This is a genomic window from Streptomyces cylindrosporus, from assembly GCF_022698165.1.
Classification (GTDB): Bacteria; Actinomycetota; Actinomycetes; order Streptomycetales; family Streptomycetaceae; genus Streptomyces; species Streptomyces cylindrosporus.
This window is the reverse complement of the sequence record NZ_JALDAY010000009.1, coordinates 163,878-190,860: the sequence shown is the minus strand read 5'-3', so window position 1 is coordinate 190,860 and position 26,983 is coordinate 163,878. Positions and strand designations below refer to the sequence as shown.

23 protein-coding genes and 1 riboswitch are annotated in these 26,983 nt (G+C 71.5%); of the genes, 13 read left to right on the top strand and 10 right to left on the bottom strand.

Features of this window, described 5'->3' with window-relative positions:
* Positions 1-24: 24 nt before the first annotated feature.
* Positions 25-2,625: an ATP-binding protein gene (locus MQP27_RS29280; RefSeq protein ID WP_242768957.1), complete on the bottom strand. Its 2,601-nt coding sequence runs from the start codon at positions 2,623-2,625 to the stop codon at positions 25-27.
* Between the two features lie 152 nt (positions 2,626-2,777).
* Between MQP27_RS29280 and glnA the strand changes: the two genes are divergently transcribed.
* Complete coding sequence (gene glnA, locus MQP27_RS29275; protein WP_242768956.1) at positions 2,778-4,187, top strand: type I glutamate--ammonia ligase; 1,410 nt, start codon at positions 2,778-2,780, stop codon at positions 4,185-4,187.
* Positions 4,188-4,289: 102 nt separating this feature from the next.
* Positions 4,290-5,399 (top strand): pentapeptide repeat-containing protein, encoded by a 1,110-nt coding sequence (locus tag MQP27_RS29270; RefSeq protein ID WP_242768955.1) that lies wholly within the window; start codon positions 4,290-4,292, stop codon positions 5,397-5,399.
* A gap of 4 nt (positions 5,400-5,403) precedes the next feature.
* Here the strand turns inward: MQP27_RS29270 and MQP27_RS29265 are convergent, their stop codons facing one another.
* On the bottom strand, positions 5,404-6,528 hold the full coding sequence (locus MQP27_RS29265; RefSeq protein WP_443735757.1) for an IS630 family transposase: 1,125 nt from the start codon (positions 6,526-6,528) through the stop codon (positions 5,404-5,406).
* A gap of 189 nt (positions 6,529-6,717) precedes the next feature.
* Between MQP27_RS29265 and MQP27_RS29260 the strand changes: the two genes are divergently transcribed.
* A complete protein-coding gene (locus MQP27_RS29260; protein ID WP_242768953.1) occupies positions 6,718-9,519 on the top strand; it encodes a beta-L-arabinofuranosidase domain-containing protein in 2,802 nt (933 codons plus the stop codon).
* A gap of 44 nt (positions 9,520-9,563) precedes the next feature.
* On the opposite strand, the gene MQP27_RS29255 is transcribed toward MQP27_RS29260, so the two are convergent.
* The gene (locus MQP27_RS29255) at positions 9,564-10,295 is read right to left on the bottom strand and encodes a flavodoxin family protein (protein WP_242768952.1); all 732 of its coding nucleotides are present in this window, start codon (positions 10,293-10,295) and stop codon (positions 9,564-9,566) included.
* Between the two features lie 297 nt (positions 10,296-10,592).
* Between MQP27_RS29255 and MQP27_RS29250 the strand changes: the two genes are divergently transcribed.
* A complete protein-coding gene (locus MQP27_RS29250) occupies positions 10,593-10,922 on the top strand; it encodes a TfoX/Sxy family protein (protein ID WP_242768951.1) in 330 nt (109 codons plus the stop codon).
* Positions 10,923-11,293: 371 nt separating this feature from the next.
* Here MQP27_RS29250 and MQP27_RS29245 read toward each other — a convergent pair whose 3' ends face one another.
* Positions 11,294-12,058: a LysR family substrate-binding domain-containing protein gene (locus tag MQP27_RS29245; RefSeq protein ID WP_242768950.1), complete on the bottom strand. Its 765-nt coding sequence runs from the start codon at positions 12,056-12,058 to the stop codon at positions 11,294-11,296.
* Between the two features lie 58 nt (positions 12,059-12,116).
* On the opposite strand from MQP27_RS29245, the gene MQP27_RS29240 reads away from it, so the two are divergent.
* The 4 genes from MQP27_RS29240 (at position 12,117) to MQP27_RS29225 (ending at position 16,360) form a co-directional block, all read left to right on the top strand.
* Entirely contained in the window at positions 12,117-12,518 is a 402-nt protein-coding gene (locus MQP27_RS29240) for a DUF5997 family protein (protein ID WP_242768949.1), read from the top strand.
* Positions 12,519-12,733: 215 nt separating this feature from the next.
* Positions 12,734-12,906: riboswitch (cyclic di-AMP (ydaO/yuaA leader) on the top strand.
* A gap of 8 nt (positions 12,907-12,914) precedes the next feature.
* Positions 12,915-14,906, top strand: coding sequence for a C40 family peptidase (locus MQP27_RS51445; RefSeq protein ID WP_308290009.1), 1,992 nt, complete (start codon positions 12,915-12,917; stop codon positions 14,904-14,906).
* Between the two features lie 377 nt (positions 14,907-15,283).
* Positions 15,284-15,709, top strand: coding sequence for a VOC family protein (locus MQP27_RS29230; protein WP_242768948.1), 426 nt, complete (start codon positions 15,284-15,286; stop codon positions 15,707-15,709).
* Positions 15,710-15,760: 51 nt separating this feature from the next.
* Positions 15,761-16,360: a DinB family protein gene (locus tag MQP27_RS29225; protein ID WP_242768947.1), complete on the top strand. Its 600-nt coding sequence runs from the start codon at positions 15,761-15,763 to the stop codon at positions 16,358-16,360.
* A gap of 35 nt (positions 16,361-16,395) precedes the next feature.
* On the opposite strand, the gene MQP27_RS29220 is transcribed toward MQP27_RS29225, so the two are convergent.
* From MQP27_RS29220 to MQP27_RS29210, 3 genes are all read right to left on the bottom strand, one after another.
* Positions 16,396-17,949, bottom strand: a complete 1,554-nt coding sequence (locus MQP27_RS29220; RefSeq protein WP_242768946.1) for an MFS transporter — start codon at positions 17,947-17,949, stop codon at positions 16,396-16,398.
* Positions 17,950-18,040: 91 nt separating this feature from the next.
* Complete coding sequence (locus tag MQP27_RS29215; RefSeq protein WP_242768945.1) at positions 18,041-18,970, bottom strand: carbohydrate kinase family protein; 930 nt, start codon at positions 18,968-18,970, stop codon at positions 18,041-18,043.
* Positions 18,967-19,653: a class II aldolase/adducin family protein gene (locus tag MQP27_RS29210; RefSeq protein WP_242768944.1), complete on the bottom strand. Its 687-nt coding sequence runs from the start codon at positions 19,651-19,653 to the stop codon at positions 18,967-18,969. The genes MQP27_RS29215 and MQP27_RS29210 overlap by 4 nt, the downstream gene beginning before the upstream one ends.
* Before the next feature lie 57 nt (positions 19,654-19,710).
* Here MQP27_RS29210 and MQP27_RS29205 point away from each other — a divergent pair, with 57 nt between their 5' ends.
* The gene (locus tag MQP27_RS29205; protein ID WP_242768943.1) at positions 19,711-20,358 is read left to right on the top strand and encodes a TetR/AcrR family transcriptional regulator; all 648 of its coding nucleotides are present in this window, start codon (positions 19,711-19,713) and stop codon (positions 20,356-20,358) included.
* A gap of 109 nt (positions 20,359-20,467) precedes the next feature.
* Here MQP27_RS29205 and MQP27_RS29200 read toward each other — a convergent pair whose 3' ends face one another.
* Positions 20,468-21,505: an aldo/keto reductase gene (locus MQP27_RS29200; RefSeq protein ID WP_242768942.1), complete on the bottom strand. Its 1,038-nt coding sequence runs from the start codon at positions 21,503-21,505 to the stop codon at positions 20,468-20,470.
* Between the two features lie 117 nt (positions 21,506-21,622).
* Between MQP27_RS29200 and MQP27_RS29195 the strand changes: the two genes are divergently transcribed.
* The 3 genes from MQP27_RS29195 to MQP27_RS29185 all read left to right on the top strand — a co-directional run bounded on the left by MQP27_RS29195 (position 21,623) and on the right by MQP27_RS29185 (position 24,000).
* Positions 21,623-22,207, top strand: coding sequence for a TetR/AcrR family transcriptional regulator (locus MQP27_RS29195; protein ID WP_242768941.1), 585 nt, complete (start codon positions 21,623-21,625; stop codon positions 22,205-22,207).
* A 206-nt stretch (positions 22,208-22,413) separates the two neighbouring features.
* Positions 22,414-23,379: a DMT family transporter gene (locus tag MQP27_RS29190; RefSeq protein WP_242768940.1), complete on the top strand. Its 966-nt coding sequence runs from the start codon at positions 22,414-22,416 to the stop codon at positions 23,377-23,379.
* Positions 23,380-23,475: 96 nt separating this feature from the next.
* Positions 23,476-24,000, top strand: coding sequence for a GtrA family protein (locus MQP27_RS29185; RefSeq protein ID WP_242768939.1), 525 nt, complete (start codon positions 23,476-23,478; stop codon positions 23,998-24,000).
* A gap of 3 nt (positions 24,001-24,003) precedes the next feature.
* On the opposite strand, the gene MQP27_RS29180 is transcribed toward MQP27_RS29185, so the two are convergent.
* Positions 24,004-24,888, bottom strand: a complete 885-nt coding sequence (locus MQP27_RS29180; protein ID WP_242768938.1) for a LysR family transcriptional regulator — start codon at positions 24,886-24,888, stop codon at positions 24,004-24,006.
* A 68-nt stretch (positions 24,889-24,956) separates the two neighbouring features.
* Here MQP27_RS29180 and MQP27_RS29175 point away from each other — a divergent pair, with 68 nt between their 5' ends.
* Complete coding sequence (locus tag MQP27_RS29175) at positions 24,957-25,847, top strand: EamA family transporter (protein ID WP_372511337.1); 891 nt, start codon at positions 24,957-24,959, stop codon at positions 25,845-25,847.
* 240 nt (positions 25,848-26,087) lie between these two features.
* Here MQP27_RS29175 and MQP27_RS29170 read toward each other — a convergent pair whose 3' ends face one another.
* On the bottom strand, positions 26,088-26,939 hold the full coding sequence (locus MQP27_RS29170; RefSeq protein ID WP_242768937.1) for a helix-turn-helix transcriptional regulator: 852 nt from the start codon (positions 26,937-26,939) through the stop codon (positions 26,088-26,090).
* Between the last annotated feature and the right edge of the window lie 44 nt (positions 26,940-26,983).

Sequence of the window (26,983 nt, the reverse complement as noted above, 5' to 3'; positions counted from 1 at the left end):
CACCTAGCTCGGGCCCTCGGGTACCTACGTTTCACGGCCGGGCAGCAGTCCGAGCTGCGCGGCGCGGACGGCGGCGTGGCGCCGGGTGGGCGCGCCGAGTTTGTCCAGGACCGCTCGTACGTGGTTGTCGACGGTACGGACGGACACCACGAGCCGGGCGGCGATCTCGGCATTGGTCAAGCCTTCGGCGAGCAGCCGCATGACCTCCAGCTGGCGTTCGGTGAGGCCGGCGGGGTTGCCGCGGGTCGCCGCGAGCGGGCCGCGCGGGATGCGCCGTACACCCAGCCGGCGCAGTTCGGTGCGGACGAGACGGGCCAGCGGTTCGGCGCCGAGGGCGTCGAGTTCGGCGAGAGCGGTGAGCTTGTCGGCCGGGTGCGGGCTCTCGGCGAAGGCGGCGGCGTGCTCGTAAGGGCAGCCGGCGTCCTGCCAGAGCGCGGCGGCCTCCCGCCAGCAACCGCGGGCCTGGAGGGCGTACGGATGACCGGAGTCCTCGATGGGGACGGGCTGCCCGGCCTTCGCGAGCCAGTAGCCGAGCTCGGCGCGGTAGGGCACGCCCGTCAGATGCCGCGCCTCGGCGTACACCGAGGCCACGGCCTCGATCACGGCCGCGTGGTCGCCGCGCAGCCAGGCCGCCTCCGCGAGTGCGGCGGCGACGGGCCCGGTGCGCTGGAGTTCCCTCGTGCGTACGGCGATCTCCTGGGCCTCGGCGAGGAGTTCACCGGCGCCGGGGCGGCCGCAGCGGGTGCGGACGCGGGCGAGGACTGTCAGGGCGGGGCAGCGGGCGGGCAGGAAGTCGTGGATGCCGAACTCGGCGTGCCGCTCGGCGTCCTCCCAGTCGGCGGCGGCGAGCCGGCGTATCGCCAGTTCGACGTGGAGGTAGGTGAGGAAGCCGAGGTGTTCGGCGCGGTCGGCGAGGTCCATGGCCGGGGGCAGATAGCGGTCGGCCTCGGCGTACTGGAGGTTGTCGAGGAGGGTCCAGATGAGGTTGGCGTAGGCGCGGCAGGCGTGTTCGACCTCGCCGGCGCCGAGGGCGACGTCGAGGCTCTCCTCCAGCTGCTTGCGCCCGCTGGGGTCGCCGCCCCGCCAGCGGGCGTTGCCCTGGTTGTTGAGGGCGTGCGAGAGGATCGCCGCGTCCTCGGTCTTGCGGGCCAGCGCGATGGCTCGCTCGGCGTGTTCGACGGCCTCGGGGTAGCGGTCGGACAGCATGCGCAGCTGGGCGATGTTGCTGACGGCGAGGGCCAGCAGCCGGTCGTCGCCCGCGTGTTCAAGGACGGTGACGGCCTCGCGGGCGGCGTCCTGGGCCTCGTCGGCGTCGCCGGCCCACCAGTGGATGCGGGACAGCCAGCGCAGGTCGGCGCCGAGCGCGAGGGTGTCGCCGAGCGAGCGGCGCAGCGCGACCGCCTCGCGCTGGGCGGCGACGGCGGCGGCCGAGTCGGCGATGGTGTAGCTCTCCACGGCGTAGCGTTCGAGCAGGTCGGCGAGGTCGGGCGGCCCGTAGCGGTCCCGTTGCCGCAGGACGAGCCGCAGTTGGGCGGCGGCCTCGCGGTGGGCGCCGGCGGATGCGGCGTCCCGGGCGGCGTCGGGGCCGTAGCGGGCGATGGCGTCCTGGTCGCCGGCCTGGGCGGCGTGGTGGACGATGCGGGCGGCGTCGGAGCCGGGGCGGGCGACGAGTGCCGCGAGGACGTTGCGGTCGAGGTCGATGCGCCGGGCGGCGGGCACGGAGTCGGCGACGGCCCGGCGGATCAGCTCGTGCCGGAACGCCACCCGCTCCGGGGTCACCGTCAGCAGTCCGCGCTGCTCGGCCTCGACCAGCGGGGCGACACACCCCTTGAGCAGCTCGTCGACCAGCGGGCGCTCGACGGCCGAGGGGACGACGGCGAGTTGCTCCAGCGCGTCGACGGTGACGGGTTCGAGGCCGCGCAGCCGCGCGAGTACGGCGTCCACCACCGTCGGCGGCACGCCGCCGGTGCCGCCCGCGGCCAGCACTTCGGCGACGAAGAAGGGGTTGCCGGACGTCACCTCGTACACCTGCGCCGGGTCGAGCCGGCCGGCCCCGCTCAGTGTGCGTACCGCGTCCAGGGAGAGCCGGGCCAGGGGCATCCGGTGCACGCGGGGCGCGCGGGACACCTGGCCGAGGAGGTGGCGCAGGGGGTGGCCGCTGCTCAACTCGTCGTCGCGGTAGGTGAGGACGAGCAGCGCGGGCAGCCGCTCCATGCGGCGGACCAGGAAGCGCAGGGCGTCCAGGGAGGCCTCGTCGGCCCAGTGGACGTCCTCGACGACGAGTACAGCGGGATGCGGAGTCACCGCCAGCTCACCGTGCAGTGCCTCGTAGACGCGGTGACGGTCGCCGCCCTCGGTCACGGCGCGCGCCAGCTCGGCGCCGACGCTGCCGACGAGGTCGCGGAACGGCCCGAGGGGCCGTCGGGTGGCGAGATCGTCGCACTGGCCGACGAGCACCCGGGCCTGCTCGGGCAGCCGCTCCGGCATGGCTCTCACCAGGCTCGACTTGCCGATTCCCGCCTCGCCGAAGACGAGCACCACCGAACCGGCACCGGCCGCCGCCTCGCGTGCGGCCGTGGCCAGTCGTGTCAGTTCGGGCTCACGTTCGAGGATCCCCCGGTCCACGCGGCCGATTGTGCCACCCACAGCGGTGCGGACCACGCGAAAGCGACCACCCCTCGCCGACCGCCTTCCCGGGGCGCCGGTCGCCTTCCCGGGGCCTGGCCCGGTGCCTACAGTGCACAGCAGGGCGCCCCGCCACACGGACGGTGAGTCGGATGTTCCAGAACGCCGAGGAAGCCAGGAAGTTCATCACGGACGAGGACGTGAAGTTCGTGGACGTCCGGTTCTGTGACGTGCCGGGCATCATGCAGCACTTCACGGTGCCGGTGGGGGTCTTCGACCCGGACGGGGAACTCGCCTTCGACGGCTCGTCGATCCGCGGTTTCCAGGCCATCCACGAGTCCGACATGGCCCTGCGCGCCGATCTGCAGACGGCCCGGGTGGACCCCTTCCGCAAGGACACGACCCTGATCGTCAACTTCTTCATCCACGACCCGGTGACCGGCGAGCAGTACAGCCGCGACCCGCGCAACGTGGCGAAGAAGGCGGAGACGTACCTGGTGTCGACGGGGATCGCGGACGCGGCCTACTTCGGTCCGGAGGCGGAGTTCTACGTCTTCGACTCGGCCCGCTTCGAGACGAGGACCAACGAGGCCTTCTACCACATCGACTCCGAGGCGGGCGCCTGGAACACGGGGGCGTTGCAGGACAACCGCGGCTACAAGGTCCGTTACAAGGGCGGCTACTTCCCGGCCCCGCCGGTCGACCACTTCGCCGACCTGCGCGCGGAGATGACCCTCGAACTCATCAAGGCCCGCATCCTGGTGGAGAAGCAGCACCACGAGGTCGGTACGGCGGGGCAGGCGGAGATCAACTACCGGTTCAACACGCTGCTGCACGCGGCCGACGACCTGCAGCTGTACAAGTACGTCATCAAGAACGTCGCCTGGCGCAACGGCAGGACCGCGACCTTCATGCCCAAGCCGATCTTCGGCGACAACGGCTCCGGCATGCACACCCACCAGTCCCTGTGGCAGGGCGGCAGCCCGCTCTTCTACGACGAGGAGGGCTACGCGGGCCTGTCGGAGTCCGCCCGCCACTACATCGGCGGCCTCCTCAAGCACGCACCCTCCCTCCTCGCCTTCACCAACCCGACGGTGAACTCGTACCACCGCCTGGTTCCCGGCTTCGAAGCACCGGTCAACCTGGTCTACTCCCAGCGCAACCGCTCCGCCTGCATCCGCATCCCGATCACCGGCGCCGACCCGCGGGCGAAACGGCTCGAATTCCGCGCCCCGGACCCGTCCTGCAACCCGTACCTGGCGTTCTCGGCGATGCTCCTGGCGGGCCTGGACGGCATCAGGAACAAGACGGAACCGCCGGATCCGGTGGACAAGGACCTCTACGAACTCGCCCCCGAGGAACACGCGAGCGTCCCCCAGCTCCCCACCGACCTCCCGTCCGTCCTCCACGCCCTGGAGTCCGACCACGAATACCTCCTCCAGGGCGACGTCTTCACCTCGGACCTGGTCGAGACGTGGATCGACCTCAAACACACGAACGAGCTCGCACCGCTCCAACTGCGGCCGCATCCCCACGAGTTCGAGCTGTACTTCGACGTCTAGTGCTCTCACCGGGAAGGTTCGCCGGGTTCGGCCTTGTTCTAGGATTCTCTGGCTATGGGGAGATCTTTTCGTGACCGGTGGCGCCTAACTCGTGCCGTTGCTGTGGCGCTGGCCGTGATCGTGTTACTGGGCGTCGTGCTCCTGGTTCTTCCGGGGCTGATAGTCGACCATGACCTCGCAGGTGGCCACCTCGCTGCAGCGGACCGGTTGAACGCGGTGAACAATGTGCGCACCACGCTTCTGCAGACGGTCGGGGGTGCGGTCGTCCTGTTCGGCGCCTATGCCACATGGCGGCAGCTGCGTGTCAGTCAAGACGGGCTGAACGCAACCCGAGAGGGGAACATCACCGATCGCTTCAGCCGGGCCGTGGATCAGCTCGGTAGTGACAAGCTGGACGTGCGGATCGGAGGCATCTACGCACTGTGGCGGATTGCGGATCATTCCGACCGCGACCGCGAGGCGATCGTTTCAATCATGGCGGCGTATTTGCGGACACACCTTCCCTGGCCGCCGCAGGAACCCGCGGTTTCGGCGGCGGACGTGTCCATCAACGCGGTGCCTCCGTTGGAGACCCGCGCCGCGGACGCTCAGACGGCGCTGACCTGCCTCGGGGTCCTGTACCAAGAACGCCGTCCGGAGTGGCTCAACGTCAGTTTGACCGATCTGCGCCGGGCCGACTGTGACGGATTGTGGCTGCACGGAGTGAACTTCGACGGCGCATGCCTGGAAGCGGCGAGCGTCTACCAGGTCAACCTGAGCAAGGCGTCACTGATTGCCGCCAACCTGCGGCATGCCGAACTCGGCACTTCCATTCTTCACCAGGTCCGCTGTCTGCAAGCCGATCTGCGAGGTGCACGCCTGGTCAAAGCCGACTTGAGGTCGGCGGACTTCTCCGGTGCGGACCTGCGGGAGGCGAACCTGCGCAAGGCTCGTGCCCAGGGTGCCGTGTTCGCCGGCGCGGATCTGCGGTTGGCCGACCTCCGGGGCTGCGACCTCACCGAGACTGACCTGCGAGGGGCGAGGCTGGAAGGCGCGCTCGTGAGCGACCTTACGCTCTGGCCGACCGGCTTCGACGCTCAAGCAGCCGGCGTCGATGTCACGGCGGACCCTGGCATCGAACCGGACAATCTGCTTCCGGCTGCCGCGCTCACTAGGCGAGTCCCGCTGCTGCAGTCGGAGCCGATACATGGTCCGTCAGCTTCGGCGAATTGAGCAATCAGACAGCGCAGTCGATGGGCCGTCCGCCCCAGCGGATGCCCTTCTCGCTGCGGATGCGGGCGCGTTCCTTGCGCTGGGCGGCGAGCACGTCGGGGTAACGGGCGTTGGCGTTGCGCCAGCTCAGGTAGCGGTGCAGGGCCTGTGTCCGCGCGGGATGGCTGCGGTGGTTTGAGTTGGCCAGGGTGAACTGCCGCAGCGGGCCGAAGTGCGCCTCCATCGGGTTGGCCCGGGAGGCGTAGGTCGGGGTGAAGCACAGTTCGGCCCTGTTCTTCTTCGCCCAGCGGCGGATGCCCGCGCCGGTGTGGGCGGAAAGGTTGTCCAGGATGACGTAGATCGGGGCGCCGTCGGGTCGGGCGGCACGGATGGACTTCAACGCGGCGAGGCTGGGGGCGGTGCGTTTGCGGCGGCGGTTGACTCCCCACAGCCGGTCGTCGCCGACGGAGTAGCAGCCGTGGAAGTAGGTGACGCCGTGGGTGCGGTGGTAGGCGGCCGACAGGCGGTTGGGCTTGCCTTGTTCGGCGCAGCAGGAACCGCCGGTGGGTCGGATCCCGAGCGGGCCGAACTCGTCGAAGGCGAAAACCCGGTCCGGGAAGCGTTCCAACACCTGCTCGATACGGTCGAGCTCGGCGTCGCGGTCTGGGTCAGGGGACTCCTTCCATGTCTTGGTGCGCTGGAAGGTGATGCCACGGCACCGGAGCAGGCACCGTACGGCTTCACGGCCGATGCGGATGACGCGTCCATGCACGCGGCGCAGGTAGGTGGCGAGTTTACGGATCGACCAGCGGGTGAAGGGCTGGCCGAGCTTGGTGGGGCGGGTGGTGGCCGTCTGGACGACGAAGTCCTCGTCGTCAGGCTTGAGCAGGCGGGGACGGACTCCCGCCCATCGAGGGTTCAGACAGGCCAGGCCGTTCTCGTTGAACCGGTGGATCACCTCCCGCACCGTGTCTTCGTCGGCCTGGACCAGCTGGGCGATCACCGGGACGCGGTTTCCGCCGGCGGACGCCAGCAGCATCATCGCCCGGCGATAGCGCACCGAGCTGGTACTGCCCCGGCACACGATCTGCTGCAGCTTCTGCCCTTCCTGGTCGGTCAACCTGCGCACGCGGACAGGCTCGGCCCCCACACCCCCAACGGTCGGACGGACGTCACCGACATCCAACCGCCACAACAGCCAACCCGGCGAACCTTCCCCGTCAGAGCAATAGCCGGGCAAGGCACTCCGGCCCCGTTGACGCTCCCCCGCCTCCTCCCTATCGTCTGGTCGGCTATTCGAATGGCGTTCGTGATACCGAACAACGATGGAGGAGCACACATGGCACCGCCCCTCTCCAGACGAATCCTCCTGCAGGCCGCGGCAGTTGCCGCGGCCGTGCCTACGCTCTCGTACGCGGCGTCCGGGCGGGCGGCGGCAACGGCCGCGGCCCCGGCAGCCTGGAGCGTGCTTCCGTTCGCGCTCGATCAAGTGGCGCTCGAACCGGGCGTGTTCGCCGGCAAACGGGAGCTCATGCTCGACCATGCCCGCGGCTACGACGTGAACCGGCTGCTCCAGGTCTTCCGCGCCAACGCCGGGCTGCCCACCGGTGACGCAGTCGCGCCCGGTGGCTGGGAGGGGCTGGACGGGGAGGCCAACGGGAACCTGCGCGGGCACTACACCGGGCACTTTCTGACCATGCTGTCGCAGGCCTACGCCGGCACGGGCGAGCAGGTCTTCGCCGAGAAGATCGGCACCATGGTCGGAGCGCTGAGCGAGGTGCGGGCCGCGCTGCGCCGGGAGCCCGAAGTCCTGGCCGTGGAGGGGCGGTTCGGGACCGCCGCCTTCAACGAGCGCGGGTCCTATCAGTACGTCGACCTGCCGAGCAGCGTGCTCGGTGGCGCGACCGCGATCACCGTCTCCGCCTGGGTCAGGCCGACGCACGCCGACAACTGGGCCCGCGTCTTCGACTTCGGCGACGACACCACGCGGTACATGTACCTCGCCGCCCGCAACGGCAGCGGGGTCCCGCGCTTCGCGATCACGACCGGTGGCGCGGGCGGCGAGCAGGGCGTCAACGGCACCGCCGCGCTGCCCATCGGCCAGTGGAGCCACCTAGCGGTGACGATCGCGGACGGCACGGGGACGCTGTACGTCAACGGGACGGCCGTGGCACGCAATACGGAGATGACCCTCACCCCGGCCGCCCTCGGCACCCCCGCCCACAACTGGCTCGGCCGCTCCAACTACCCCGCCGACCCCGTCTTCGCCGGCGCCTACGACGAGTTCGACATCCACTCCCGTGCGCTGTCCGCCGCCGAGATCACGGAGTTGCAGGACAGCCGCGCCGCCGACAGCTCGGCCGGGCGGGGCGACCTGGTGTCGTACGCCTTCGACGAGACCTCGGGGTCGCGCTTCGCGGACGCCTCCGGGCGAGGGCTGGACGGCACCCTGCGCCGCACCTGGGGCGGGCCCAGTCACCCCGGGTTCCTGGCCGCGTACCCGGAGACGCAGTTCATCGCGCTGGAGTCGATGACCGGGAGCGACTACACGAAGGTGTGGGCGCCGTACTACACCGCGCACAAGATCCTCCGGGGGCTGCTGGACGCCCACAGCGCCACCGACGACGAACGGGCGCTCGATCTCGCGTCCGGGATGTGCGACTGGATGTACGCGCGGCTGTCCGTGCTGCCCGCCGCCACCCTCCAGCGGATGTGGGGGATCTTCTCCAGCGGCGAGTTCGGCGGCATCGTCGAGGCGATCTGCGATCTGCACGCGCTCACCGGAAAGCCCGAACACCTCGCGCTGGCCCGGCTGTTCGACCTCGACAAGCTGATCGACGCGTGCGCCGCGGGCACCGACACGCTCGACGGGCTCCATGCCAACCAGCACATCCCGATCTTCACCGGGCTCGTGCGGCTGTACGACGCGACGGGCGAGGAGCGCTACCTGAGCGCCGCGCGGAACTTCTGGGGCATGGTCGTACCGCATCGCATGTACGGCATCGGAGGCACCAGCACGGGCGAGTTCTGGAAGGCGCGGGACGTGATCGCCGGGACGATCGGCGCGACGACGGCCGAGACCTGCTGCGCGTACAACATGCTGAAGCTGAGCCGGACCCTGTTCCTCCACGAGCAGGATCCGAAGTACGCCGACTACTACGAACGGGCCCTCTACAACCAGGTGTTGGGCTCCAAGCAGGACAAGGCCGACGCGGAGAAGCCGCTCGTCACCTACTTCATCGGGCTGACGCCGGGGCATGTGCGGGACTACACGCCGAAGCAGGGGACGACCTGCTGCGAGGGCACGGGGATGGAGAGCGCCACCAAGTACCAGGACTCGGTGTACTTCCAGGCGGCCGACGGCAGCGCGCTGTACGTCAATCTCTACAGCCCGTCCCGGCTGACCTGGGTGGAGAAGGGCGTCACGGTCACACAGAGCACGGAGTATCCGCGGGAGCAGGGCAGCACGCTGACGATCGGCGGCGGCAGCGCGGACTTCGAGCTGCGGCTGCGGGTGCCGTCGTGGGCGACCGCGGGATTCCGGGTGGCCGTCAACGGACGGGCGGTGCAGGGGAGTTCGACACCCGGCGGCTACTTCTCCGTGTCCCGGAAGTGGCGGGCCGGCGACACCGTGCGCGTCGCCGTGCCCTTCCGGCTGCGGGTCGAGAAGGCCCTGGACGACCCCTTCCTCCAGACGCTCTTCCTCGGTCCGGTGAACCTGGTGGCCCGCGATCCGTCCACGGAGTACCTGGAGTTCGGTCTCTACGGCAACGCCGCCCTCTCCGGTGACCTGCTCCCGTCCCTCACGCCGGTCCCGGGCAAACCCCTCCACTTCGCCCTCAACGGAACCGAGTTGGCCCCGTTCGCCGAGGGCACGGAGGATCCGACGCACGCGTACTTCCGCCGCGCGGAACCCCGGATCGTCTTCGGGAACACCGACTCGGGGGTGGCCAACCCGGCGAAGGACGACGGGACTTCACTCCTCGACGAGGTGTGGGCGGCGGCGCCCTTCCACGGGAAGAGCGCGCTCGTCGAGCACGTCCGGTCGACCGTGGCGGCGTGGGTGACGGCGGGACTGCTCGACCGGGCCGACGGAGAGACGGTGGTGGCTACGGCACGGAAGGCGACCTTCGTGTCCTGAGCCGCCTGAGCCGCCTGAGCCGCCCGAGCCGGCCGAGCCGGCCGTCAGCGGTAGTCGGGGTTGGGGGCGTCGAAGCGGCAGCCGGCGTCCCACTCCGAGCGCTGGTTGCCGTGGGCGGGGATGCCCTTGGCCCGCTTGAGCATGGCCGCGAGATGCATCAGGTTCCAGGTCATGAACGTGGTGTTGCGGTTGGTGAAGTCGTTCTCCGGGCCGCCCGAGCCGGGGTCGAGGTAGGAGGGGCCGGGCCCTGCGGGGCCGATCCAGCCGGCGTCGGCCTGCGGCGGGATGGTGTAGCCGAGGTGCTGGAGGCTGTAGAGGACGTTCATGGCGCAGTGCTTCACGCCGTCCTCGTTGCCGGTGATCAGACAGCCGCCGACACGGCCGTAATAGGCGTACTGGCCCTGGGGGTTGAGCAGGCCCGAGCAGCTGTAGAGCCGCTCGACGACCCTCTTCGTCACGGAGCTGTTGTCCCCCAGCCAGATCGGCCCGGCCAGCACCAGGATGTCCGCGGCCATCACCTGCTCGTACAGCGCGGGCCACTCGTCCGCCGCGAAGCCGTGCTCGGTCATGTCCGGGTACACGCCGGGCGCGAGGTCGTGGTCGACGGCCCGGATCTCGGACGTGGTGACGCCGCGCGACATCATGATCGCCGCGCTCTTGTCGATGAGCCCCTGAGTGTGGCTGACCTGAGGTGACGGCTTGAGAGTGCAGTTGATGAACAGGGCCGTGAGGTCGTCGAAGCGGTAGGTGTCGTCGAGGGCGGGGCTCGTGGTCATGGGCGGCGCTCCTTCGTGCGGGACCGCGGGGCGGCTCCCCGGCCGGGTCCGAGCCGAGGCTCACCGGCAGGGTCTCTCCCGGGCGCCGGTTTGTCCCGCCTCGACCCACCGCCGTAAGGAACCCGTCACCGACTCGGCGGCGCGCGCCGGTGGTCGGACGGCGGGATGCTGGGGGGTGCGGCCCCCTCACGCCCGCGAATCTGCGCAGCCTGGAACGCGGGCTCACTCACGGGAACTCACGGAGCTTACGGACTTCAAGGAACTCACGGACTCACGGACTCACGGATCGAGGTCCTCATGGCGTACGACGAAGGACTCGCGGAGCGGATCCGGCAGCGGCTGGGCGCTGATCCGGACGTCGCCGAGAAGCGGATGTTCGGCGGGATCGCCTTCCTGCTGCGCGGCAACATGGCCGTCGGCGTGACCGGCGACGACCTGATGGTCCGGGTCGGCCCGGACGCGACGGACGCGGCGCTGGCCCGGCCCGGGGCGCGGCTGTTCGACATGACGGGTCGCCCCATGAAGGGCTGGGTGGTCGTCGCGGGCTCGGCCGTGACCGAGGACGAGCCACTCGGCGAGTGGATCGAGGAGGGGTACGCGTTCGCGAGCGGGCTGCCGGCGAAGTGAGCGGTTGCGAGGTGGGTGGGGCGGGATCGTCCGTCGGGGACGAGGAGGGGCGTCAGGGGCAGGGGCGCTTGTGGAAGCCAGGGACGCCTGAGGAGGTCAGGAGTGCCGGGCGGGGCCGAGGGGGATCGGCCGAGGCCAGGGCACCATGCCAAGCCAAGGACATCGGTCCAGGCCAAGGACACCGCTCAGGGCCAGGGGAGGCCGGTGGGGGTCGGGGCGGCGGTGGAGGGTGGGAGGGATCGGTCAGGGGCGAGGGGGTCGGCTGGGACGAGGGTTGGGGTCGGGATCGTCCCTTGGCCCGGGAACTTGCCTGGTCAGGATGGTCGGTCCGCGTCGGTTAGTCGGCCTGCGGCCTGCTCGTTGTCGCCTCGCTAGGAGCGGCGGCGCGGTTTTCCTCGCTTGGGGCTCTTCGGGGCGTTCGCTGCGCCCCGGCCGCCGCCTCGGGCCGGAGCCTTCCCGGGCGTCGGCTTGCGGCGGGGCGCGGCCTTGTCCGTCGGCTTTTCCTTCGGCTGGGCCTGTTCCGGCTTCCGGCCGCGGGAGCTGTTCACGGTGCGGCCGCGGACGATGCCGATGAAGTCCTCGACCATCTCCGTGGTCGCCTCTTCGGGCCACGAAAGGGCGACGGCGGACTGAGGGGCGTCCACGACCGGGCGGTAGGTGAGGTCCCTGCGGTGGTGCAGGCGGGCCAGGGACTGGGGGACGACGAGGAGGCCCACACCGGCCGCCACCAGCTCGATCGCGTCCTCCGTGGTCGCCGGACGCTCGAACGCGGGCTCGCCGGGCGGGGCGTCCCAGTCGAAGACGTCGTCCAGGGGGTGGAAGAGCACCTCGTCGGCGAGGTCGGCGACCGTGACCTCCTCCGCCGCCGTGATCACGTGGTCCTTGGGGACCACGACCACCGTCGTCTCCGTGTAGAGGGGGATCGCGCTGAAGAACGTACGGTCGACAGGGAGCCGCACCAGACCCGCGTCCGCCTCCCCACCGCGCAGCACGTCCGGCGCCTGCGACGCCGTCACGGCGACGAGCGTCAGCGGGATGTCGGGCAGGCGCTCGTTCCAGATCCGCACCCACTTGGCGGGAGTCGTCCCCGGAACGTACGCAAGCCGGAACGTCGGGGATGCTTCCGAGCCTGTCACCCCGCCAGGTTACCGTCCGTGGTCGGCGGTCCCCCACACGATCGATACCCTGGACCCCATGAAGTCGCACCAGACCGCCCAGACGATGAAGCCCGCGACCGCGGCCAAGAAGCTGGGTGTGTACCTCGAGGCCACCCCCGAAGAGTTCCGTGCGGGTGCCGTCTCGCGCGCCCGGCTCGACGAGTTGCAGGCGAACCCGCCCGAGTGGCTGCGCGAGCTGCGCGCCAAGGGCCCGCACCCGCGTCCGGTCGTCGCGGCGAAGCTGGGTGTCTCCATCGCCGGTCTCGCCCGCGGCGGCGTCACCGAGCCGCTGACCACCGAGCAGATCGAGGCTCTCAAGCAGGAGCAGCCCGAGTGGCTGCAGAAGGAGCGCGCGACGCAGGCGGAGGTCCGCAAGGAGGCGGCGCGGATCAAGAAGCGGAACGCCGAGCGGGCGGCCGACGACGACGAGCGCCACTGAGGTCGGTCCCGGGACGCGGCCTGCCGCCTCTCGCGACCACCGTCGGTGGCCGTGCGACGCCGTTGTGTGCACGGCACACGGTTCCGACACCGCGTCACGATGAATGTCACAAAAGCGTATCGGACATTTCACACCTCAACCTTCACACGGGGCGCACAAGTTGGCTAAGTTGACGCCCAGGCCGTTCGACTTCCTCCGACGAACCCCGTCGGGGCGCGCGGCCTCCGCCGAGTCCGGTGCGCCGTACGGCAGCCGGAGCCGGGGACCCAACCGAACGATGGGGTGAATCGGCCCAACTGCCCTCCGGGGCAAGGGCCGTAGGGCTAGCCTTCCGGATCGACCGCCCGAACCCGACAGCTAACTCGGTAGGCGGAGTACGGAAGGAGTACGGCTCCCATGGCGCCGGATCGAAGTCCGCGCGCGGGAGGCTTCGGCCTCCCCGGCATGCGCAATTCCGCCCTCGCGACGGCGGCACTCACCTCGGTGGCCGTGCTCTCGCAGACCGCCGACGCAGCGCCTGCGGCGGAAGTCGAGCGGCCGAGCCGCGAGGACGTCAGCCAGCGGGTGAGCAGCCTCTACGACCGGGCCGAGAGCGACACCGGCCAGTTCAACCTCACGCGTACGCAGTCGACTGGTGCGCGGGGACGCGGTGCCGCGGCGGGCGGAAGCGGAGGCGAGGGACGGTCACGGTCCTCGGATCCCGACCTGGACAACATCGCCCGGCAGTGGTTCGGCGCGGCACGCGCCTCGCTGGGCCCGACGATTCCGGCGATCCTGCCGGCCGATCGCACGCCCGACGCCGGGGCCCGACCTGCGCGTGCGGCCCGGCGACCGGCTGAGCGCGAGGGTGAACGGGCCCGTGGCGGGCGGGAGTTGGAGGCGGCGGGCCGCGCGTCCGCGCTGGAGCTTCCAGCCGGGGGCACCCGGCAGCCCGTTGCCGAGCTCACCGCGGGTCCCGTGGCCGAGCTCACCGCGGGCCCCGTCGCCGGACTCACCGCCGGTCCGGTGGCCGAGCTCACGGCAGGCTCCACGCCCGAGTCGGCCGCGAGCCCCACGGCCGTGCTTCCCGCCGTACCACAGCAGCGTCAGGGGTCTGTATCGGCCCTGACCATTCCGGCCGCCGAGCCGAAGCAGTCCACTCTGCGGCAGTCCAAGCAGCGGAGTCAGCGGAAGATCGCGGCGGCCAGCGACCTGCTGTACCGCTACACGGCCCGTCAGACCGCGGCTCCGCGAGCGGCCATCGCGCCGCAGCCGACCCAGACGGTCCCGCAACCGGCGGCGGCGCTGGAGGCCCCGCAGACCCAGGTCGACTGGATGCCCACCGTCGCGGCGCAGCCCGCGCAGCCCAGCTGGCAGACGCCCGCTGCCGGTATCCACTCGGACCAGGCCGCCTGGCAGACCCCTGCCAACGGAACCCCGTCGGCTCAGGCCTCTTGGCAGACCTCCGGCAACACAGCCCAGGCGACTGAGACCTCTTGGCAGCCTTCCGGCACCGCAGCCCAGGCGGCTCAGCCCTCGTGGCAGGCCCCCGGCGCCGAAGCCCAGACGCCACAGACCGGCTGGCAAACCCCCTCCGTCGGAGCCCAGTCGACACAGGCCGGCTGGCAGCCCGCCGGTGCCCTGGCGGCCCAGCCCTCCCAGACCCCCTGGCAAACGCCCGTCACGGAGAGTCAGCCGGCCCAGGCCTCCTGGCAAGCCGCTGCCGCTGCCGCTGTCTCCCAAGCGCAGCCCACGCAGGCCGGTTGGCAGACCGGGGCCGTGGAGGCCCAGCCGTCCCAGACCGGTTGGCAGACCGGCGCCACGGAAACCCAACCCTCCCAGACCGGTTGGCAGACCGGCGCCCTCGCCGCGCAGCCCGTCCAGCTCGGCTGGCAAGGCTCGGCCGAGGAGGCTCGGCGGGCGGCCGAGGAGGCGTGGCGGATGCAGCAGCCCAGCGTGCTCGACACCGGCGTGCCCGCGGTCGAGGACTGGCGGGCGCTGCAGCCGAGCGTGCTCGACACGGGCGTACCCGCCGTCGAGACGTCCACCGGCACCAAGGCCGACCGGGCCATCGCGTTCGCGCGGGCACAGATCGGGCGGCCGTGCCTGTGGGGTGCGGTCGGGCCGGAATCGTACGACAACGCCGGTCTCACACAGGCCGCCTGGAAGGCCGCCGGGGTGAGCCTGCCGCGCTCGACGCAGGACCAGGCGAGCGCCGGCACGGTGGTTCCGCTCGCGGAGAGCCGCCCCGGAGACCTGATCTTCTTCCACGACAACTTCAGCCACGTCGGCATCTACACCGGCAACGGCCTGATGATCCACGCGCCGGGCCCGGGCTCGGTCATCCGCGAGGAGTCGATCCACAACGCCGGGGAGGCGGCCATCCGTATCACGGTTCGCCCTGTGTGAGTCGTACTTCCACCCCCGAACACCAAGAACCGGCATGGCCTCGGCCACGCCGGTTCTTGGTGTGCTCCCAAGCTGAACGGAGGTGTCCATGGGCGATCGCCGACGATGTCGCCGCCTGGCCGACGGCGTCCTGCTGTTGCCGCCGTGCCTGGTCGACGCACGGCGGCGTCGAGTCCATCTCCGACGCGGTGCGGCCGGACCGGGCACGGCCGCGGTGACGGCAGCGGCACCGTTTGCGGCGCCGGTCCCCCGTTCCGCAGACTGGGATCGCGCGAACGGGTCAGTACCGTGCCGCGCGCACAGCAACCCGGCCCGGTCCCGGTGTCGTCCGCGCCGCCGGAGCGGGCCGGGGCACCGCCAGTCGTCGGGAGCAGGCCATGAAACCGAACCGCTCCATCCCCGCCGCCACGGTCATCCCCGTCCTGATCTACCCCGACGTGCGGGCCGCGGTCGCCTGGCTCGGCGCGGCCTTCGGGTTCGTCGAGCGGGTGCGGATCGGCGAGGCCCACCGCGCCCAACTCGCCTTCGGCGACGGAGCGGTGATCGTCGGGGACACCCGCAAGGACCGCCGCCCGCCACGCCCCGGCGAGGTCACGCACTCGGTGACGGTCCGCGTCGACGACGCCCGCGCCCACTGCGAGCGGGCGCGCCGGCAGGGCGCCCGCATCCTCATGGAACCGACCGACTTCGAGTACGGCGAACGCCAGTACACCGCGGAGGACCCGGCCGGCCACCAGTGGACGTTCTCGGAGACACTCGCGGACGTGGCTCCGGAGGAGTGGGGCGGGACGTCGGTGTCCTGACCGTCGCCGCCGCACGGGGCGTTGTCAGTGCCGGCTGCGAGACTGCGAACCATGACTGAACCGGACCCGAAGGCGGACCTCCACCGCTACCTGCAAGAAGGCCGCGAGGCCCTGCTCTGGAAGCTGGACGGACTGTCGGAGTACGACGTCCGCCGCCCGCTGACACCCACGGGCACCAACCTGCTGGGGCTGGTCAAGCACGTCGCCGGTGTGGAGCTGGGGTATCTCGGCGACACGTTCGGCCGGCCGTTCTTCGACGAGGCGCCGCCGCCGTGGTGGTACACGCAGGACGGGGAGCCCAACGCGGACATGTGGGCCACCGCGGACGAGTCGCGGGAGGACATCGTCGGGCTGTACCGGCAGGCGTGGGCGCACTCCGACGGCACGATCGCGGCACTGCCGCTCGAGGCGACGGGCCGTGTCCCGTGGTGGCCCGAGGAGCGCCAGGAGGCGACCTTGCACCACATCCTGGTCCGCGTGATCACCGACACCCAGCGGCACGCCGGTCACGCCGACATCGTCCGGGAGCTCCTCGACGGGAGCGCCGGGTACCTGAACGGCAAGGACAACCTGGCTCCGGGCGACCGTGCCTGGTGGGAGGAGTACCGGCAGCGGCTCGAACGTGCGGCGCGGGAGGCCTCCGGCGGCTGAGGCGGCGTGCTCGAAGGTCGGAGGTCGCAGTAGGGTCATGGTCCGCCCGGGACCGTTCCGCCCTTCAGGCGTTCCAGGTCGGACGGGCGGACCTGGATGGCCACCACCGCTATCAGGGCGGCCACGACCGTGAAGATCGCCGCCATGACGAACGCGGCCGAGATACCTGCCGTGAGGACCTCGTCGGACCAGGGCTTGGGCAGTTGGCCGGTCCTGTGGAAGCGGAGCCGTTCGGCGGGGGTCGCCTGGGCGAGGAAGCGGGGGATCTGTTTGTGGGCCTCGCTGGTGCTGGCCGTGCCGAACATGGTGACCAGGATCGACAGGCCCAGTGAACCGCCCACCTGCTGCGTGGCGTTGAGGAGGCCGGACGCAGCGCCCGTCTCCTGCGGGGTGACGTTGGAGAGCGCCATGAGGGTGAGCGAGACGAACTCCATGCCCATGCCCAGGCTGAAGACGAGCATCGGGCCGAGGATGCTGCCCGCGTACGTCGAGTCCACGTCGGTCAGGGTCAGCCAGGCCAGGCCCGCCGCGGCGAGGACCGCGCCCAGCACCATGAACGGCTTGGGGCCGAAGCGCGGGAGGAACTGCGAGGCCAGGCCCGCGCCGATCGCGATGACCGCGCTCACCGGCAGGAAGGCCAGCCCTGCCTCCAGCGGGCTGAAGTTCAGGACGTCCTGCACGAACAGCGTCAGGAAGAAGAACATGCCGAAGATCGCGGCGGCGAGGCTCAGCATGATGCCGTAGGTCCCCGCGCGGTTGCGGTCGGCGAACATGTGGAGCGGGGTGATCGGCTGCCGGGAGCGGCGCTCGATCAGGACGAACACCGCGAGCACGACGACGGCCGCGCCGAAGGAGGCCAGCGTCAGCGCGTCCCGCCACCCCTCCTGCGCGGCTCTGATGAAGCCGTACACCAGCAGCACCATGCCCACGGTGGACGTGAACGCGCCGGCCAGGTCGAAATGGCCCGGATGCCGCTCGGACTCCTTGATCCAGCGAGGCGTGGCGAGGGCGATGAGCACGCCGATCGGCACGTTGACGAAGAGCACCCAGCGCCAGTTCAGCCACTCGACGATCATCCCGCCCGCGAGCAGCCCGATCGCGCCGCCGCCCGAGGAGACCGCGGCGAAGACCCCGAAGGCCCGGTTGCGTTCGGGGCCTTCGCGGAAGGTCGTGCTGATCAACGCGAGCGAGGTCGGCGAGGCGATCGCGCCGCCGACGCCCTGGAGGGCACGGGCGGCGAGGAGTTGGCCGGAGCTCTGCGCCAGCCCGCCGAGCAGGGAGGCGAGCGCGAAGAGCAGCACCCCGGAGACGAACACCCGCCGCCTGCCGAGGATGTCACCGGTCCGCCCGCCGAGCAGCAGCAGCCCGCCGAAGGTGAGCGTGTAGGCGTTGACCACCCAGGACAGGCTGGTGGTGGAGAAGTCCAGGGCGCTCTGGATGTGCGGCAGCGCGATGTTCACGATGGTGATGTCCAGGACCACCATCAGCTGACAGGACGCGATCACCAGCAAGGCCATGCCGCTGCCGCCGCTGCCCGGTTCCCGGGCGGTGGCCTGCGCTGCGGAGGTCGGCTGCGGGTTGGTGCTCATGGCGGTGGCGCACTTTCAGTGAACGGCGTCGTCCACTGTTCGACCGTACGCCCCCGCCCGGACCCTCACCACTCGATCGGCCGAACGGCTCTCAGGACCGCGCCTTGTGGGTCATCGCGAACTCGTCCGCCTCGGGCAGGTCGAAGTCGCCGTGGTCGCTGCCGAGCCCCTGCGCCACCAGCGCCGCCGCCGCGCTGCCCAGTACGGCGGCCTCGCGCGGGGTGCGGCCGAGGCTCATGCCGCGCAGGAAGCCCGCCGAGAAGGCGTCGCCGCAGCCGGTGGTGTCGACGACGTCGACCTCGAACGCGGGGACGGTTTCCGTGCCCTCCGCCGTCACCAGTAGCGCGCCCTCGCCGCCGCGGGTGACCGCGACGAGACCGGCCCCGGCGGCGAGGAACTTCTTCGCGCCGGTGACGAGGTCGGTCTCCTCGCTGAAGCCGAGGACCTGGTCGTCGTTGGGGAGGAGGAAGTCGACGTACGGCAGCAGGGGTTCGATCTGGTCGAACGTGCCGAGCTCGCCGGGGGCCAGCAGGTCCACGGAGGTGACCACGTCGTGCTCCTTGGCGTGCGCCAGGATGCGCGCGGCGACCTCGGCGCCGATCAACTCCGGGCCGCCCAGGTGCAGATGAGTGGCCTCGGCGAGCGCGTCCCAGGGCACGTCGTCGAGGCCGTAGGTGATGTTGGCGCCGAGGAGGTGGAGGGAGGGGCGGTCGCCGTTGGGGCGGATGGGCAGGACGGTGGCCGAGGTGGAGGTGTCGATACGGCGGACCACCAACCCGGTGTCGATCCCCGCGGTCTCGAGCAGTCGCAGCAGCAGGTCGCCGGTCGGGTCGGTGCCGATCGCACCGGCGGTGCGGACCTCGGCGCCCAGCTTGGCCAGGGTGAGCGCGGTGCCCGCGGCCGTCCCGGCGGCGGTCATCCGGATGTCCTCGACGAGGGTCGCGCCCTGACCCTCGGGTATCTCCTCGACCGGCCGTACCAGTACGTCCAGTACGTGCACGCCCATCGTGACGACCTTCATCGGGTTCCCTCCTGCTCGGGTGGTACGGGGTGCGTGGTGCCGTAGTTGCGGGCGATCGCGGCCTCGATGACGGCGAGTTGCTGCCGTTCGTCGAGGGCGCGGGGCCGGCCGAGCGCGGCGGCGTGCTGGTAGACGCCGCAGGCCCACTCCAGGAGCAGGGCGTGCTCGACCGCCTTGTCGAGGGTCGGCGCGTGGGTGACGGCGCCGTGGTTGGCCATGATGGCCGCGCTGCGGCCCTCGAGCGCGTCGAGCACCGACTCGGCGAGTTCCGGGGTGCCGAAGGTGGCGTACGGCGCGACGCGCACGGTTCCGCCGAGGGTGAGCAACTGGTAGTGGATGCACGGCAGTTCGTCGAGGACCAGGGAGAGCGCGGTGGCCATCGGGGCGTGGGTGTGGACGATCGCGCCGGAGCCGTAACGCCGGTAGACGCCGAGGTGCAGGTCGAGTTCGGAGGTCGGCTGGAGGCTGCCGCCCACGACCTTGCCGTCCAGGTCGACCAACGTCACCTGGTCCGCGGTGAGTTCGGCGAGCACCGCACCGGTCGCCGTGATCGCGACGCGGTCCTCGACGCGTACGCTGACGTTCCCGGCCGTACCGATGAGCAGCCCTTCGGCCCCGAGCCGACGGCAGGCGTCCGCGACCGCGGCCCGCTCCGGCTCCAGTTCCGAACTTGAGTCGGTCATGGGCGCGACCGTAGTCTAAACGTGAAACAAAGTCACGTTCAGGTTCGGAGGTTGTCGGTGGCAGACCCGACCGTGGATCCCGGCGGGGCCACTCCCCTGCGCCGCACCCCCCAGCAGGCGCGCAGCAGGGCCCGGCTGGCGCGGGTGCTGGAGACCGCCGAGCAGGTGCTCATCGCGTACGGCGTGGAGGCGCTCACCACGACCCGGGTCGCCGCGGAGGCGAGGGTGTCGGTCGGCTCGCTGTACCAGTACCTGCCGGACCGGGACGCGATCATCGACGCCCTGGCGGCCGGGTACTTCGCCAAGCTCGAAGCCGCGATGGACGGTTTCGTGGAAGCGGCGACGAGTGAGCGCTGGGAGGATCCGGTCGGGCTGCTCGTCGACGCGTACGCCGGGATCTACCGCACCGAACACGGCTTCCGGGCGCTGTGGTTCGGGAGCGGGCTGACGGAGCGGACGCGGGCCGCGGACCGTGAGCACAAGCGGCGTATGGCGGACGGGGTTCGGCGGATTCTTCTCGCGCTCGGCCTTGCGGAGGACGGGGAGGCGCTCGTGCGTGTGTGCCACGCCGCGGTGCTGGCCGCCGACGCGCTCGCCCAGGAGGCGTTTCGTCGGGATCCTCGGGGGGACGAGGCGCTCCTGGACGAGGCGAAGGTGATGTTGCGGGGGTATTTGGCTGCGGTTGTCGAGCGCTATCGAGATTAGGGGCGTTGCGGGAGTCGTCTGCGGCGCCGTTGTGGCTGATCGCGCCCACGCGGCGGTAGCCGCAAATTCAACACAGCCCCGCGCCCCTGGACGGCGTTGTCCGCCACGCTTATCGACGGCGCGACCCGGGTTCCAGTGCCGTCGTGGCGCTGTTCCACATGTTGTCCGCCACATTCACCGTGTGACCCGGCGGCACGATCTCGTCGATGCGGTCCAGGACGTCGTCGGTCAGATGGACGTCTTCGGCCGTCAAGTACGAGTCGAGGTGGTCCATCGTGCGTGGGCCGACTATCGCCGAGGTGACCGCGGGGTGGCGGGTGGCGAAGGCGAGCGCCAGTTGGATCAGGGTCAGGCCCGCCTCCTCGGCCAGGGTCGCGAAGGCGTCGGCCGCCTCCAACTTGGCCGCGTTCGCCGTGGAGTTGGCGTCGTACATCGCGGCGAAGCGGCTCCGGCGGACCTCCGAACCCGGGCCCGCGACCTCCCGGCCCTTGCGGTAGGCGCCGGTGAGCCAGCCGCCGGCCAGGGGGCTGTACGTCAGCACGCCCATGCCGTGCCGCTCGCAGGTCGGCAGGACGTCGTACTCGACGGCCCGGGTGAGCAGGTTGTACGGCGGCTGCTCGGTGCGGAAGCGTTCGCGGCCGCGCCGGTCCGCGGTCCACTGCGCCTCCACGATTCCGGACGCGGGGACCGTGGAGGCGCCGAACATGCGGATCTTGCCGGCGTGGACGAGGTCGGACAGGGCGCCCAGGGTCTCGTCGATGTCGACGCCCGGGTCGAGGCGGTGGACCTGGAAGAGGTCGATCCGGTCGGTGCCGAGCCGGCGCAGGGAGCCCTCGACGGCCTCCGTGAGCCAACGCCTCGACGTGCCCCGCTGGTTGACGTCCTCACCGAACGGCAGGCCGGCCTTGGTGGCGAGCACGACCTTGTCGCGCCGCCCGCCCGCGAGGGCCTTGCCGACGATCACCTCCGACTCCCCCGCGGAGTAGAAGTCGGCGGTGTCGACGAAGTTGATCCCGGCGTCCAGGGCGCGATGGATGATCTTGACCGAGTCCTCGTGGTCGGTGTTGCCGAAAGCGCCGAGCATCATCGCGCCGAGGCACAGGCGACTCACGTGGACGCCGGTGCGGCCGAGCGGACGGTAGTCCATGGAGGCTCCTCGAAAGGGCCGCGAAACGGTCGCGGCACATGGGTAGAATCAGGCCGCACAGAGAAACGGACAGCCTGTCCAGTTACCGTACCGGATAACCTATCCACTTAGGAAGTCATGCCCTCTGCCCAGCAGCCCTCGCCGCCCAGACGCGCCGACGCCGAGCGCAATCGGGACAGGATCCTGGCGGCCGCGCGGGCCGCGTTCGCCGAGCCCAGCGGCGCCCAGGTGTCGATGGCCGAGATCTCGCGGCGCGCGGGGGTCGGCATGGCGACGCTGTACCGGAACTTCCCCGGCCGGCGGGAGCTCCTGGAGGCGCTCTACACCGACGAGGTCGACGCGCTGTGCGCCGCCGCGGAGACCGTCGGGGGCGAGACGCCGGGCGAGGTGTTCCTGGCCTGGCTGCACCGCTTCTTCGCCTACTTCACCGGCAAGCAGGACATCGCCTCCGAGCTGCTGGCACAGACCGACGGCGACAACCCCTTCTTCGGCGAGAACCGCGCCCGGGTACTGGCCGCCGGCGGTGCCCTCCTCGTCGCCGCACAGGAGGCGGAGGAGGTGCGCGACGACCTCACCGTGGAGCAGGTCTGCGACCTGGTCATCGCGGTCGCGAGCATCCACGGCGGGCCGGCCCATGTCGAGCCGATCCTGCGGGCCGCCCTCGACGGACTGCGTCCCGTCCACCAGGCGGACCGTGCATAACACCCCGTCCGGCCACTGGGTATTCTCGCGGCGTGGACACCTACTGGCACGTCGTTCTTCCGCCGCTCTGCGCCTGATCGGGCGCAGACACCGACGTAACCGATCTCCGGCTCCGACCGACCCGCAGGGTGGTCGGGGGCCCGTGTCGTGCGCCCGTTTCGGACCGAGTCCCTGACGCACGCATTCGACGACGGAAGATCACGACTGTGCCGAACCGCACTTCTCCCCGCACTCCCGCACGCCTGTCCCCGGCCGCTCCACGCCCCGCCCGCACCCGCCTGCTGAGCGGGCCCGCACCCATCCTGACCTCGGCCGTGATGTGGGGCACCACCGGAACCGCCTCCTCTCTCGCGCCGTCCGGCGCACCGGCTGCCGCCATCGGCTGCGCCGGGCTCGTGCTCGGCGGCATCCTGCTGTTCCTCACATCGCGCGGCGCCCGCGCGATGATCGCCGCCGGCACGGGCCGCGAGCGGTGGCTGCTCGCCCTCGGCGCGGCGGCCGTGGCCGGATATCCGGTCACCTTCTATCCGGCGGTGGCCAGGTCGGGTGTCGCCGTGGCCACGGTGATCGCCCTGGGCAGCGCGCCGGTCTTCGCCGGACTGCTGGCCTGGGCCACCGGGCGAGGCCGGCCGACCGCACGCTGGTCCTGCGCCACGACGGCCGCCGTCCTGGGCTGCACCCTGCTGGTGCTGGGCCCCGAACTCGCCGGTCGGAGCACGCCGTTGGACCTCACGGGCGTCGCGCTGGCCGCGGCCGGCGGACTGTCGTACGCCGTGTACTCGCTGATCGGCGGCAGGCTCATCGGCGACGGGCACCCGTCCGACGCCGTCATGGGCGTGCTCTTCGGTGCGGCCGGGCTGCTCGTCCTGCCGTTCGCGCCGTTCGTCGACCTGCACTGGCTCGGCAAGGCCCGCGGCGCGGGTGTGGCGATGTACCTCGCCGTGTTCACCGTCTTCCTGGCGTACCGGCTCTTCGGCTACGGGCTGCGCCGCACGTCCGCCGCCACGGCGACGACGCTGACACTGGCCGAGCCCGCCGTCGCGGCGGTGCTGGGGGTGACGGTCCTCGGTGAGCGCCTTCCGGCCGCTTCCTGGTGCGGGCTGGCGATCCTGGGCCTGGGGCTGGTCCTGCTGGCGGTGCCGGTCCGGGTCGGGGCGGCGCGGAGGCGCTGACCATCATCACGGAAACCGAAGCACTACTTGCGTAACTCAAGCAATGCTGATTATGATTGCGTAAGTCAAGCAATCTAGTGCGTCGGAAGGAACCCCATGAACGCGCCGCTCTCCTCCAAGCCGCAGGCGGCGCAGTTCATGGCGGTCGCCAACCCCGGCCCGGTCGCTTCGTTCGTCCGGTTCGTGGTCTTCGGCGGCGGGATCGGCGTGCTCTCCAGCCTCGCGGTGCCGCTGGTCGCCGTACTGATGCCGTGGGCCTTGGCGAACGCGGTGATCACCGTCGTCTCCACGCTCCTGTGCACCGAGCTGCACGCCCGCTTCACCTTCGGTACCGGGCGGCGGGCGGGCTGGCGGGAGCACTGGCAGTCGGCGGGGTCGGCCACGGCGGCCTACCTGGCGACCTGCGCGGCGATGTTCGTGCTGCACACCGTCCAGTCGTCGCCGTCGATGCTCACCGAGCAGATCGTCTACCTCGGCGCCTCCGCGCTCGCCGGCATCGGCCGCTTCGTGGTGCTGCGGCTGTACGTCTTCGCCGCCGGCCGCAAGCGGACCACCGCCGTCACCTGGTCCCTCCGCCCCGGCACCATCGGCACCGGCGACCTCGTGGCCGCCGTCGCCTGACGGTCAGCCCTCCCGGTACAGCTCGGTCAGCAGCTCTATCGCCGCGGCGGTGGCGGGGTGCGGGTCGTCGCGCCACCAGGCGAGTCGTACGGCGATGGGCTCGGCGTCCCGGACCGGGCGGTAGACGACACCGGGCCTCGGGTACTGATGGGCGGTCGACTCGGCCGTCATGCCGATGCAGCGGCCCCCTGCGATCACGTTGAGCCAGTCGTCGACGTCGTGGGTCTCCTCGGTCTCCGGCCGGGCGTCGGGCGGCCACAGGTCGGCGGTGGTGGTTCCGGTACGGCGGTCGACAAGGAGTGTACGGCCGCTGAGGTCGGCGAGCCGGACCGAGCGGCGCCTGGCCAGGGGATCGTCGGAGGCCAAAGCGCACAGCCGGCGTTCCAGGCCCACGATGGCGCAGTCGAAGCGGCGGTCCTCCCCCAGCGGCCGGCGCACCACGGAGAGGTCGCAGGCGCCCTCCGCCAGGCCCGCGGTCGATGAGTTGACCCGGATCAGGTGCAGGTCCGTGTCCGGATGGGCCCGGGCCCAACGCCGCTGGAAGGCGGGCGTGTGCCGGCCGAGGGCCGACCAGGCGTAGCCGATGCGCAGGGTGGTGTGGTCGGAGCCGGCCGCCTGGACCAGGTCGGCCACCTCGCCGAGGACCCGGCGGGCGTGTGCCACCACCCGCAGGCCGGTCGCGGTCGGGGTGACCACGCGGGAGGTGCGCCTCAACAGCCGTACCCCCAGGGCCTGTTCGAGGGAGGCCAGGGTGCGGGAGACGGCGGCCTGGGAGATGCCGAGGGCGATGGCCGCGTCCGTGAAAGTGCCCTCGTCGACGATCGCGACGAGACAGCGCAACTGCCTGAGCTCCACCTTGGCATCTTTGGCATCCCCTTTGGCATCCATGACTCGATCGTATGGATCGAAGTGCCGGCGCATTTTGCGTATGACCCGGGCCGTCCCACGATCGGGGCATGCGCTCCGCACCCGCACCTGCCGCGGTCGACCGACCGCAGGCCTCCCCCGCCCCCGAACGGCAGCGGTTCGCCGGCGTCGTCACGATGGTCGGCAGCGGTCTGTCCAACCAGACCGGCGCCGCGCTCGGCTCCCTCGCCTTCCCCGTGCTGGGCCCGCTCGGGGTCGTCGCGGTACGTCAGTACGTCGCCGCGCTCGTGCTGCTGGCCGTCGGACGGCCGCGGCTGCGCCGGTTCACCCGGCGGCAGTGGCGGCCCGTGCTGCTGCTGGCCGTGGTCTTCGGGACGATGAACCTGTCCCTGTACAGCGCAATCGACCGGATCGGTCTGGGGCTGGCGGTGACGCTGGAGTTCCTCGGGCCGCTCACGGTCGCGCTGGCCGCCGCGCGGCGCCGGGTGGACGCCTGCTGTGCGGTGATCGCCGCGGCCGGTGTCGTCACGCTGATGCGCCCGCAGCCCTCGACGGACTACGTCGGCATGGGCCTCGGTCTGCTCGCCGCTGTCTGCTGGGGCTCGTACATCCTGCTCAACCGCGCAGTCGGCCGGCAGATCCCCGGCGCCGGGGGTTCCGCGGCGGCGGCCGCCGTGTCCGCGCTGATGTTCCTGCCGGTCGGGATCGTCCTGGTGCTGCACCGGCCGCCGACCGTCGCGGCGGTGGGGTACGCCGTGGCGGCCGGGGTGCTCTCCTCGGCGGTGCCCTATCTCGCGGACCTGTTCACGCTGCGGCGGGTGCCGGCGCAGGCGTTCGGGTTGTTCATGAGCGTCAATCCGGTGCTCGCGGCGGTCGTCGGGCTGGTGGCGCTGGGACAGCGGCTGGGCTGGGCGGAGTGGGCGGGGATCGGGGCGGTCGTCGCCGCCAACGGTCTGAGCATCGCCGCGCGGCGGGGGTGACGCGGCGCGCTTCCGGGTGGCTCGCCACGCTTCCCGGGTGACGCGCCGCGCTTCCCGGGTGGCTCGCCGCGCTTGGCCGGTGAATCGGCGTGCTTGGCCGATGAGGCGCCATGCTTCGCCGGTGCATCGGCACGCTTGGCAGATGATTCGCCACGCCTGGCCGCTGATTCGCCACGCCTGGCCGATGATTCGCCCCGCTTCGTCGGTGAATCGCCGCGCTTCGTGGGTGACCCGCAGCCGTCAGCCGGGCACGCCCATCCGCTGGGTGCCGACGACCGACAGCAGGCGCAGCGCCTCGGCGGACGGGGTGCCGGGGGCCGCGGTGTAGATGACGACGCGCTGGTCCTGGTCGGTGATGTCGAGGACGTCGCAGTTGACGGTGACCGGGCCGACGAGCGGATGGTCGAAGGTCTTGCGGAGGGTGGGCACGGCGGTGACGTCGTGGCCGGCCCACAGACGGGCGAACTCCTCACTGCCGGCGAGGAGTTCGCCGACCAGCGCGGTCAGTTCGGGGTCGTCCGGGTAACGCGCGGCGGTGGCGCGCAGGTGCTGGGCCGAGGAGCGGGCGAACTCGTCCGCGTCCGAGACGCCGTACAGCCTTCGGCCGTGCGGGCGCGGGCCGAGGAAGGCACGCCGGACGAGGTTGCGGTCGCGGCGGGGCAGTGCGGAGAAGTCCTCCATGAGGGCTGCGGCCAGTTCGTTCCAGGCGATGACCTCGTACGACGCGGAGAGCACGATGGCAGCGGCCTGCGGCAGGCGGTGCAGCAGGTCGACGATGCTCTGCCGCACCTCCCGGCACGGGCCCGGGGGCGGTCCCTGCGGGGTGCCGGCGAGGTGGTGCAGATGGTCGCGTTCGGCGTCCGACAGGCGCAGGGCGCGGGCGAGTTGGCCCAGCACCTCGCGTGAGGGGTGCGGGGCGCGGGCCTGTTCCAGGCGCGTGTAGTACTCGGTCGACATGTACGCCAGCTGCGCCACCTCCTCGCGCCGCAGCCCCGGCGTACGGCGGCGGGGCCCGCCGGGCAGGCCCACGTCGGCGGGGGTGATGCGCTCGCGTCGGCTGCGCAGGAAGGCGGCCAGCTCTTGTCGGTCCACGTCTCCAGTGTGCGCGGACACGGAGACGCGCAGCCAGGTACCGC

Bases quoted from the DNA above. Each gene is read 5' to 3' on its own strand.
- glnA (WP_242768956.1), top strand. From the start codon at position 2,778: ATGTTCCAGAACGCCGAGGAAGCCAGGAAGTTCATCACGGACGAGGAC.
- MQP27_RS29260 (WP_242768953.1), top strand. From the start codon at position 6,718: ATGGCACCGCCCCTCTCCAGACGAATCCTCCTGCAGGCCGCGGCAGTT.
- MQP27_RS29255 (WP_242768952.1), bottom strand. From the start codon at position 10,295: ATGACCACGAGCCCCGCCCTCGACGACACCTACCGCTTCGACGACCTC.
- MQP27_RS29250 (WP_242768951.1), top strand. From the start codon at position 10,593: ATGGCGTACGACGAAGGACTCGCGGAGCGGATCCGGCAGCGGCTGGGC.
- MQP27_RS29240 (WP_242768949.1), top strand. From the start codon at position 12,117: ATGAAGTCGCACCAGACCGCCCAGACGATGAAGCCCGCGACCGCGGCC.
- MQP27_RS51445 (WP_308290009.1), top strand. From the start codon at position 12,915: ATGGCGCCGGATCGAAGTCCGCGCGCGGGAGGCTTCGGCCTCCCCGGC.
- MQP27_RS29230 (WP_242768948.1), top strand. From the start codon at position 15,284: ATGAAACCGAACCGCTCCATCCCCGCCGCCACGGTCATCCCCGTCCTG.
- MQP27_RS29225 (WP_242768947.1), top strand. From the start codon at position 15,761: ATGACTGAACCGGACCCGAAGGCGGACCTCCACCGCTACCTGCAAGAA.
- MQP27_RS29220 (WP_242768946.1), bottom strand. From the start codon at position 17,949: ATGAGCACCAACCCGCAGCCGACCTCCGCAGCGCAGGCCACCGCCCGG.
- MQP27_RS29215 (WP_242768945.1), bottom strand. From the start codon at position 18,970: ATGAAGGTCGTCACGATGGGCGTGCACGTACTGGACGTACTGGTACGG.
- MQP27_RS29210 (WP_242768944.1), bottom strand. From the start codon at position 19,653: ATGACCGACTCAAGTTCGGAACTGGAGCCGGAGCGGGCCGCGGTCGCG.
- MQP27_RS29200 (WP_242768942.1), bottom strand. From the start codon at position 21,505: ATGGACTACCGTCCGCTCGGCCGCACCGGCGTCCACGTGAGTCGCCTG.
- MQP27_RS29195 (WP_242768941.1), top strand. From the start codon at position 21,623: ATGCCCTCTGCCCAGCAGCCCTCGCCGCCCAGACGCGCCGACGCCGAG.
- MQP27_RS29185 (WP_242768939.1), top strand. From the start codon at position 23,476: ATGAACGCGCCGCTCTCCTCCAAGCCGCAGGCGGCGCAGTTCATGGCG.
- MQP27_RS29180 (WP_242768938.1), bottom strand. From the start codon at position 24,888: ATGGATGCCAAAGGGGATGCCAAAGATGCCAAGGTGGAGCTCAGGCAG.
- MQP27_RS29175 (WP_372511337.1), top strand. From the start codon at position 24,957: ATGCGCTCCGCACCCGCACCTGCCGCGGTCGACCGACCGCAGGCCTCC.